The organism is Pseudomonas sp. GP01-A4, assembly GCF_058780865.1.
Genome location: NZ_JBYSWF010000131.1, coordinates 1 through 7,558 on the forward strand (window position 1 = coordinate 1; position 7,558 = coordinate 7,558).

General features: G+C 53.7%; 12 protein-coding genes and 2 pseudogenes. 5 read left to right on the forward strand and 9 right to left on the reverse strand.

Going from position 1 to position 7,558, the window contains the following annotated elements:
• Window positions 1–52: 52 nt before the first annotated feature.
• Window positions 53–607: an asparaginase gene (locus AC3WKX_RS33785; protein WP_102606494.1), complete on the forward strand. Its 555-nt coding sequence runs from the start codon at window positions 53–55 to the stop codon at window positions 605–607.
• A gap of 149 nt (window positions 608–756) precedes the next feature.
• Here the strand turns inward: AC3WKX_RS33785 and AC3WKX_RS33790 are convergent, their stop codons facing one another.
• Window positions 757–1,245, reverse strand: a complete 489-nt coding sequence (locus tag AC3WKX_RS33790) for a DUF2846 domain-containing protein (protein ID WP_102606495.1) — start codon at window positions 1,243–1,245, stop codon at window positions 757–759.
• A 443-nt stretch (window positions 1,246–1,688) separates the two neighbouring features.
• Window positions 1,689–2,144, reverse strand: coding sequence for a hypothetical protein (locus tag AC3WKX_RS33795; RefSeq protein ID WP_003207714.1), 456 nt, complete (start codon window positions 2,142–2,144; stop codon window positions 1,689–1,691).
• Between the two features lie 83 nt (window positions 2,145–2,227).
• On the opposite strand from AC3WKX_RS33795, the gene AC3WKX_RS33800 reads away from it, so the two are divergent.
• The gene (locus tag AC3WKX_RS33800; protein ID WP_371860101.1) at window positions 2,228–2,428 is read left to right on the forward strand and encodes a hypothetical protein; all 201 of its coding nucleotides are present in this window, start codon (window positions 2,228–2,230) and stop codon (window positions 2,426–2,428) included.
• Window positions 2,429–2,575: 147 nt separating this feature from the next.
• Here AC3WKX_RS33800 and AC3WKX_RS33805 read toward each other — a convergent pair whose 3' ends face one another.
• The 6 genes and pseudogenes from AC3WKX_RS33805 to AC3WKX_RS33830 form a co-directional block, all read right to left on the reverse strand.
• On the reverse strand, window positions 2,576–2,905 hold the full coding sequence (locus AC3WKX_RS33805; protein ID WP_173883082.1) for a hypothetical protein: 330 nt from the start codon (window positions 2,903–2,905) through the stop codon (window positions 2,576–2,578).
• Window positions 2,906–2,912: 7 nt separating this feature from the next.
• Window positions 2,913–3,095: a hypothetical protein gene (locus AC3WKX_RS33810; RefSeq protein WP_102606498.1), complete on the reverse strand. Its 183-nt coding sequence runs from the start codon at window positions 3,093–3,095 to the stop codon at window positions 2,913–2,915.
• Window positions 3,082–3,213: pseudogene (locus tag AC3WKX_RS33815) on the reverse strand (phage replication protein); the annotation flags it as partial. The gene AC3WKX_RS33810 and the pseudogene AC3WKX_RS33815, both read right to left, overlap by 14 nt.
• A gap of 232 nt (window positions 3,214–3,445) precedes the next feature.
• Window positions 3,446–3,706, reverse strand: a pseudogene (locus AC3WKX_RS33820) (Rha family transcriptional regulator); the annotation flags it as partial.
• Window positions 3,707–3,775: 69 nt separating this feature from the next.
• On the reverse strand, window positions 3,776–4,201 hold the full coding sequence (locus AC3WKX_RS33825; RefSeq protein ID WP_102606499.1) for a phage regulatory CII family protein: 426 nt from the start codon (window positions 4,199–4,201) through the stop codon (window positions 3,776–3,778).
• A gap of 79 nt (window positions 4,202–4,280) precedes the next feature.
• A complete protein-coding gene (locus tag AC3WKX_RS33830) occupies window positions 4,281–4,484 on the reverse strand; it encodes a Cro/CI family transcriptional regulator (protein ID WP_102606500.1) in 204 nt (67 codons plus the stop codon).
• A gap of 116 nt (window positions 4,485–4,600) precedes the next feature.
• Here AC3WKX_RS33830 and AC3WKX_RS33835 point away from each other — a divergent pair, with 116 nt between their 5' ends.
• Together AC3WKX_RS33835 and AC3WKX_RS33840 are read left to right on the forward strand one after the other, a co-directional pair.
• Window positions 4,601–5,389, forward strand: a complete 789-nt coding sequence (locus AC3WKX_RS33835; protein ID WP_102606501.1) for a LexA family transcriptional regulator — start codon at window positions 4,601–4,603, stop codon at window positions 5,387–5,389.
• 67 nt (window positions 5,390–5,456) lie between these two features.
• Window positions 5,457–6,107, forward strand: a complete 651-nt coding sequence (locus AC3WKX_RS33840; RefSeq protein WP_102606502.1) for a DUF4760 domain-containing protein — start codon at window positions 5,457–5,459, stop codon at window positions 6,105–6,107.
• Window positions 6,108–6,261: 154 nt separating this feature from the next.
• On the opposite strand, the gene AC3WKX_RS33845 is transcribed toward AC3WKX_RS33840, so the two are convergent.
• Window positions 6,262–6,663 (reverse strand): hypothetical protein, encoded by a 402-nt coding sequence (locus AC3WKX_RS33845; RefSeq protein ID WP_146013752.1) that lies wholly within the window; start codon window positions 6,661–6,663, stop codon window positions 6,262–6,264.
• On the opposite strand from AC3WKX_RS33845, the gene AC3WKX_RS33850 reads away from it, so the two are divergent.
• Window positions 6,662–7,558, forward strand: an 897-nt coding sequence (locus AC3WKX_RS33850; protein ID WP_218265377.1) for a putative phage tail protein, incomplete at its 3' end; no start/stop codon positions are given. The genes AC3WKX_RS33845 and AC3WKX_RS33850 overlap by 2 nt on opposite strands.

Genomic DNA, 7,558 nt, shown 5'->3' on the forward strand with positions numbered 1-7,558 from the left:
GACTGCCTGTCCGAATGAGCGTGGAACAGGTGTCCGGATCAGCGTGGGCTGAGTGTCCGAATGGCGTGGAATCCGCAACCCTCTCCAAGTGGATATCCGTCAAGGCATTGCGATGCTGGCAGACCTCCCGTCAAACCAGCTTTGGTCTGGAATAGACGGTTGCAGTGCTCCAAACTACGGCATGCCATTGTCGCGCCTTGCGTTGCTCTGGGCGCGTCTTGCCACCGGCGAGTCGGGCATTGATAGTGATCACGATAATGCATTGTCTTCGATTGCTTCCGCGATGGCTTCCCACCCCGAGATGGTGTCAGGTACGGGTCGTTGTGATCAGGCCATAGCGCTCGCATCTAATGGCGATTGCATTGCTAAGGTCGGCGTAGATGGGGTCTACACAATTGGGATTCGTAGTCGCGGCCTGGGTATAGCTATCAAAATTGCAGACGGAAGCCTAGGGCCGCTTTACACGACCGCTGTCAGCGTACTACTACAGCTGGGCTTGATTCGCGAACATGAGCTTCTAAAGCCATGGGTTGATCCAGCTGTGAGGAGCATTGCGGGTGAGTGCGTAGGTCAATTGCAGACAAGATTGCAGCTAGCCAAGCTCTGAGATCCGGCCACTCGATTCCCGATCACCCAAGCTGCTACACGGTATGTTCGTTACAAAGCCGTAAGGTGGATTCGCCAAACGCTTACGACGTGGGTGCGGTGTAAAGGTGTGTTCGCCATCCGCTTACCTAGATATCGCCCGCCGTCGGGCTAGATCGCCTCAACCTTTCTACATTGAGAAATCTCGGGCAATGCCTGATCTGCAGACACTTTATTGAGCTGCCACTGCAGGTCAACAGCGACGGCATTGAATCGTTTTGCCTGCACTCTCGTGCTATTGGATGTGAGGCTAACGTAGGAGGCATCTGAGCGTTTAACATCGACGACAGTGGTCGTGGTACCGCCCTCAAGATCGGAATTGCCCAAGATTCCGGCCTTCCATTTCTGGGTGATCGTGTGCTCACCTGGCGCAACAGGCACGGCTACATAACCGCCGTTCTCTAGAGATGCTATCTGCTTTCCGTCCAAAGAAATCAAGGCGGTCATTAGGCCCATATCGTAATTACTGGGCCGGTAGACATAGAGAACACCATATTGAGAATCCACGTTTTCAAGTGGCGCGAATTTTGGCCCTGTCATCGTGCAGGAGCTGAGGAGCCCCAACCAGAGAAATGCTGAAATCTTCCATGCTCGTGTCATAACCGCTCCATTCTGATTAAGCCCTTGATGATCAACACTGCCGTTCCCTCAATCACTCATGCTATTCGGCCTTTATCCATTCGATTATAAAGAAACGATCCAGGCAAACCTGGCACAGAACCAGCCAGATCAAGAGGCAAATAAGTAACGTTACTTGAGCGAACCGATACAAGCCTATGACGGCTTCCTCGGGCGCAGATTCGGGTATGCCGTCTGCGTGGTGGTCAATGCGAAAGTATCTACGGGGGCTATGACAGACAAGTGCTATGAATGTTCCTGCCTCGCGGCGACAACTAGCGACAAACTACCAATCCTGCGCGAAACAACACCATGGCTAGAATGAAGTGTGAGAGGCTGGGCCTAAGGGTATAGCGCTCTCCTCTCAGAGGCCTTATCTAAGACCAAGAAGCCCGACTATGTGCGGGCTTTTTTTGAGATCGTATTTACTGTGGAGCGCTAGGCATTGGTAGCAGCGAGGCTTGAGGTAATGCAACAGCAGAAAGGTTTCCTGTCGCGTCTTCTGGCAATGTGTACATGGCGCCTGTCAGCGGATCTACGATCAGCATACCGATCAAACCGCCAATCAGCAGGTTCCCCCAATACCAGCCGCTCACTGTAGATTTCAGGGGAACTGTCGTCTCGGTGTAACCGTCCTTTTGGAAGGTGACTGTATAGCTTTGGCTTTGAAAGTAGCCTCGGCTCGTCTCCAAAAGTGCCGTGCCGGGCGTAACCCCCTTCAGTAGCACGCTGCCCTTGCTGTCTTTGATTACATAGTTGGCATTTGTAGGCAGGCTGTACAGCCCAACCTTTGGCTTGCTATCGCTCACGATACTCGCGCAGCCGCCCAGGAACGTCATTGCTGCAAGTAGTGTGGCGCCCGCCACCTTCCCCATCTTCATACCATCACTCCGTTGCGCCTTCATTGGCATAGCTGATGCTCAGCCGGGCGCGATTGTATCGGAATGATGGCAATTAGATATCAATTCGGTGCCCGGCCTCGGATGAACTGGCGGCCCAGGTCGCCCAGTTCCTGGCCAGCGGCGGCCAGATCGAAGAAGCGGCGCCGATCGGTTACAAGCCCAGGCCAATCGCCTACAGCTACCAAGCGCTTGGGCGTCGCTATCCACATCGTCGAGCCGTTCGACGGCGACACCGGGCCATACACCTACATGCCTACCGGTGAGCGGCGAACGCCGATGCCCAACTCAGACCTGCTCCCTTCCCTGCTCTCCAAGCTCTACGAAAACCAGCTGGCCCTCGAAGCCTCCATCATGGAGCTATCTAACTGGGTCAGAGAGCATGGCCTGGCAGTTGACGCTGATCTTGTCAGTCATGACCGCCCCCCCATGCCCATGGCAGCGTCGAGCAGCGAGTCAAGGTCTTCGCCAGTCATCCCTGTCGCGTGCGGGCCGATCCATTCCACGACCTCGATGTAGCCGCTACGAGCCTCGCGCAACCACTGATACCGAGCGGCACTCTTGCGCAGCACCGCCAGTTCTTCGGCGAAGCCAAGCCCCTTCAGGCGGTCAAGCTCATCCTGGATGCCCTTCAGCGACAATTTATGCACGTTGCGCTCGGCCTCGATGCTGAGGCGCCAGGATTGAATATCGGACCGCAGCGCCTCGTTCTCCGCCAGCAGCTCCAGCGCCACCTCCCCCAAGGTCTTCTCACCCAGGAAAGCGGCAGGCCTTGAGCGCTGCTTTGACAACGGGCACCGGGTAGGCGCAAAGGTCTTCGGCCATCATCGCGGCGGTGCCGGGGTTCATTTCCTGGCCCATGGCCTCGGCTGTGGCGCAGATGGCGGCGGCCAGACCAGCGACCTGCTGGTCGTTCATTTCAGAGGTATTCATTGCGGTCACCTGCTTGCCGTTTGGCCAAAACCATCTGGGCGGCCTGCTCCGCTGCGGAGTGGTTCGCTTCTGTCCGTTCCATCTGGCGGGCGGTTGTGCCATTGACTCGCTGCCCGGTCCTTGAACAGGTTCTCCAGGGAGTGGATCTTGGTGGCCTGGGCCTGAACCTCCACGGAGAGTTGTAGGCGAGCCTGCTCAGCCGCTTGTTTCTGCTCCACCTCATCAGCCCAGGCGCGCGCGGCTGCTGCCGGATTGGAGAAGTCAGGTAGCGTTGCAATGACGCGACTACCTTCAAGCTCACGCCAGCGCTTTATCACCACCATACGCATTGCTGCGCTGTAGCCGGTCAGGAGGCAGTCAGTGTGTTCCCGGTCTAGCAGATATTCGGTTTGCTGCCGGTTCATACTGTCCAAATAGATACCCTGAAAAGTCAGGACATCTTCTTTGAGGTCAGCAAGCATGTTGCGAATATCTGCCTTGACGTTGTCGTGCCGCTTGCCGGTCAGATCGGCGATTTCACGCAAAGACATCGTGCGCGCCACGTTTTCAGATTGCGAAAAACGTGGCGCGAGATTGTTGGGGCTATTGATCGACTCGGTGTGTTGGTGCATGATTCGCTCCAGTTGTTTACCGCTGTAGAAAAAGCCGACCTCGTACGTCGGCTTTTTTGTATCTGTAATTCAGGCCGCCTTCACCGACTGCTTGAAAACTTCCAGGCTGACGATCACCTCCTCAGCCTCTTTGAGCAGTTCGGATTTCTCGCGAGTGCAAACGCAGCCATCGGCTTGGGCGTCGAAGGCAAGGCGGGTCACGTCAGCTAGATCGGCGTGCAGGCGCAGCAGCGCAGTGTTGAGGTTGATGCCCTCGGGCTTTTCCTTTGGCACTAGGTCGAAACCGAAAGCCTCGGCCCACGCTTTCAGCGGGCGGAAGTCCCGCGTGAACTTCATAATCCTGTGCAGCTCCTGGACGTTCAGCTTGTGGCTGTCGTAGTCCGGGTTCGCCTTCTGGGAAAGCAGCGTCTTCGAGGAGAAGCTGGCGCCCTCTGCAATGCGCCCTGCCCCATGCTCATCCACGACGTCATAGATCGCCTTCATCAATTCCTGCATGTAACACCTCGAAATTCTTTACGTGGCGCCCTGCAGGTGCAGAGGCGATCATTTGTTCAGGCAGTCAGCAATAAAAGCCTCAGGCTGCTGTGCGCTTCGGGCGTGCTGGGATCGGACGAATCTCATTAGCCTCGATACGCCCGTCGTCATGAAGGGTGATCTCGATGCTTCTGCCGGCTCGAACCATTTGCGAGATCGCGCTCTGGTTCACGCCGAGAGCAGCAGCAAGCGCGGCTTGAGTGCCGTTCTCTTCTAGGTATTTGCTCAAGGGGATCTTTTTCATGGAGTTTCCACGGTTTTATATCTGCCATGCATAGTAGTAGCGCTGATTTTTATCAGCAACTTAATAATAGCAGCGCTATTTGCAAAGATATCAGCTCTGCTAATACTCTTGCTCGTATGAAAATACGCCGCCCCCTTACCACCGAAGAAGTCGCCGAAAGCGCTAGGCTCAAGGCCATCTATGAACAGCGGAAAGCAGCCGCCAAAGCTGCCGGGCGCAGCCTGACTCAGGCGGACGTTGCCGAAGCGTGCGGATGGTCTGGACAAAGTGCATTCAGCCAATACGCCACGGGGAAGGTGCCGTTAAATGTGGAGGCACTGCTAAAGCTCGCCAAGGCGCTCAACTTCGATGCAGGCGAAGTCAGCTCTCGACTGTTATCCACTGTTGCCAGCGTGCATCCGGAGCGCATCCAGCAAAGCGCAAAATTAGGAAGTATCGAGACTTGGGACGATGAAACCCCGCTCGATGATGATGAGGTATACGTTCCTTTCCTTCATGAAGTCGAATTGGCGGCCGGATCTGGCAGATTTGCTATTGAGGAAAGCGCTAATTCACGTCTGCGCTTCAACAAGAAGGACCTGCGCCAAAATGGCGTTCAGTTCAGCAACGCAAAATGCGTGAAGGTCGGCGGCAACAGCATGGTGCCCGTGCTACGCGACGGCGCAACCGTAGGAGTGAACGTAGGGAAAAACTCTCTCAGCGATATAGTCGATGGAGAGATGTACGCCATCAACCATAACGGTCAGCTTCGCGTGAAGCAGGTCTACCGCATCCCCATAGGGATTCGACTGCGCAGCTTCAATCGTGATGAGCATCCAGACGAGGATTACACCTTCCAGCAGATTCAAGAGCAGCAGGTATCGATTCTGGGTCATGTATTTTGGTGGGCGATGTACTCGCGCTGAATTAAGTCGAGATGTCAAATTATCCGTTTAGACAAGCTATAAAAATCTCAAGGAAGCATGCTTAATTATGGACTTTATTACCGAGTACAGACCCTATGCAGAGTTCGCTTATTTTGTTTCTTGGCCCCTAATCCTGCTGGGCGCGGGCGTCGCAATTTACCAACTGAAAGCATTCAAAGAAGAAGCAAAAATTCGATTCAAGCGCGAAACAATTGCGTTAAGTATTTCCATATTAGACCGAAAGCTTCGGAGCATTGAAGCGTTAACGAACCAAGCTTTCCAAGATAGCTCATACAAAGAGAGCCCTGATTTTACTGGCAAAATAGTCGGCCTCTCACGCGCAGGCTCAACATTTAACCAAGATTGGCTTGACTGGTATCAAAGCGACGAAGCTATTCCATTCTACAATTGCCTAGTACTCGTACTGAATGATATTGAAAACTTCGCTCACTATATATACTCCGGAATTACTGACGAAGAACTTTGCTATAAACTCGAGCATTATTTTATCTTATCTAACATAGAATATCTTCGACCCTACATTGCGCATGCAAGAGAGGACGAGGACCATGTGGTATATGAAGGGCTCGCGAAGCTTTATCGAGACTGGTCTGACAAAGCATCTCACGATAAAACGCAAAAAGAGCTTAAAAAAATTAGCACCCAATTGAGCAGTCAGAAGCGGCCAATTTCCTTAAAGAGCCTTGGATTAAAATGAGTTATGACCAATGAATAGAAAAGCTCCTGCTATTTACTGGCGATTGCAGGACCCCAAGCCGCAACTGTAGGGCGACTAACTACATTGAAATGAGGCTATCAACCGCTACGCACCGTGCGCACCGTGCGCACCGCTTCCCTCTTGCAATTCAAACCTAGTACCGGCCGCTCCAGACCCGCTCCGTGCGGGTTTTTTTACGTCCGCTGAAATTATTATTAGCAGTGCTATTTACATTCAAAATTAGCACTGCTACTTTTACTCGCAAGCCAGCATACTTTGGCCCAGCAGCGAAAGCTGCGCCGATCTTTAGCGACACCCCTTGCCGGATCACCACCGGCCCAGATTCAAAGGCAGCGATGAACCGGCCTAAACGGTTCAGAGGGTTGGCAACTGACCCGGGCGTGCAGCGTAAAGCGCCAAATCTAGTTTTCCGGCGGACAGGGTCGCGGTCGGAGAGCGGATTCGGGCCTTCCTGGAGCTGGGCATCACCCGACGCCAGTGCTGCGGCAGGCTGGCGATCGGCAACAAGGCCTTCGAACGGATCATCGCCGCCCATGGAATCGATTACCCAAAACGATCGTAGAAATATGCCGGAAACGCTAGATTTCGAACATCGCAAACAAGCAAAACCCCATAAGCAAGGAGCAAAGGAAATGCTAGAAAACATTAACGCAGCCGGTATCACCAGTCAGGTCGTCGACAATATCTCAGCACTTAAGGCACTCGTTACAACGGCGAGTGATGCGGTTTATGTGCTTGGATATTACGTGCCTGGAGATGGAGGTGGAGGTGTCTATCGCAGGGATCCCGACGATGTCACTACACCGGACAATAAAGGAAGCGTGATCGTTGGTGACAACGGCACTTACCGTTGGAAGCTTTGCCAAACTACGCCTTTTACCCTTAAACAGTTCGGCTGCAAGGGCGATGGAATCACTGACGATACCCCCGGGTACCTGGCTTGCTTCAGCACTGGACTACCTGTGCATATTCCGTCTGGCCGATACAAGGTAGCGCCGATTGGACCGGCAGCTGTCTACCCGGAAGGGCGGGAGCCGAATCGGACCTCCGCCGTGACACTAAGCACCGGTCAGAACGTTACAGGAGAAGGTGCGGGCTCGGAATTAATCTGGGGCAACACTACCAAGCAGGCCTTTTTCAGAGTAGTTAACGCCAAGAATATTGTGATCTCAGGCATCAAATTCACGGGCGGCTACTCTGCGATTATCATCGATCCAATTTCTGATGGGTCGGTTGACGATGTTGGGCTTAAAAACTGCACCCTAGATGGGCAGTTGATCGGTTTGCTCGGCGGTCGACAGTACGCATTGGACCCCACTGGATCCAAGTACTGCTCAAACATCTGGATAGAAGCCTGTGACCTTCGAAATATTGTCGTTCACGGCATGGTCGCTACCAACTGTTATCGCCCAAGAGCCACGAGTAATAAC

Coding starts and splice junctions, on each gene's coding strand:
- AC3WKX_RS33790 (WP_102606495.1), bottom strand. CDS start 1,245: ATGACACGAGCATGGAAGATTTCAGCATTTCTCTGGTTGGGGCTCCTC.
- AC3WKX_RS33795 (WP_003207714.1), bottom strand. CDS start 2,144: ATGAAGATGGGGAAGGTGGCGGGCGCCACACTACTTGCAGCAATGACG.
- AC3WKX_RS33810 (WP_102606498.1), bottom strand. CDS start 3,095: ATGAATACCTCTGAAATGAACGACCAGCAGGTCGCTGGTCTGGCCGCC.
- AC3WKX_RS33825 (WP_102606499.1), bottom strand. CDS start 4,201: ATGCAGGAATTGATGAAGGCGATCTATGACGTCGTGGATGAGCATGGG.
- AC3WKX_RS33830 (WP_102606500.1), bottom strand. CDS start 4,484: ATGAAAAAGATCCCCTTGAGCAAATACCTAGAAGAGAACGGCACTCAA.
- AC3WKX_RS33835 (WP_102606501.1), top strand. CDS start 4,601: ATGAAAATACGCCGCCCCCTTACCACCGAAGAAGTCGCCGAAAGCGCT.
- AC3WKX_RS33840 (WP_102606502.1), top strand. CDS start 5,457: ATGGACTTTATTACCGAGTACAGACCCTATGCAGAGTTCGCTTATTTT.
- AC3WKX_RS33845 (WP_146013752.1), bottom strand. CDS start 6,663: ATGGGCGGCGATGATCCGTTCGAAGGCCTTGTTGCCGATCGCCAGCCT.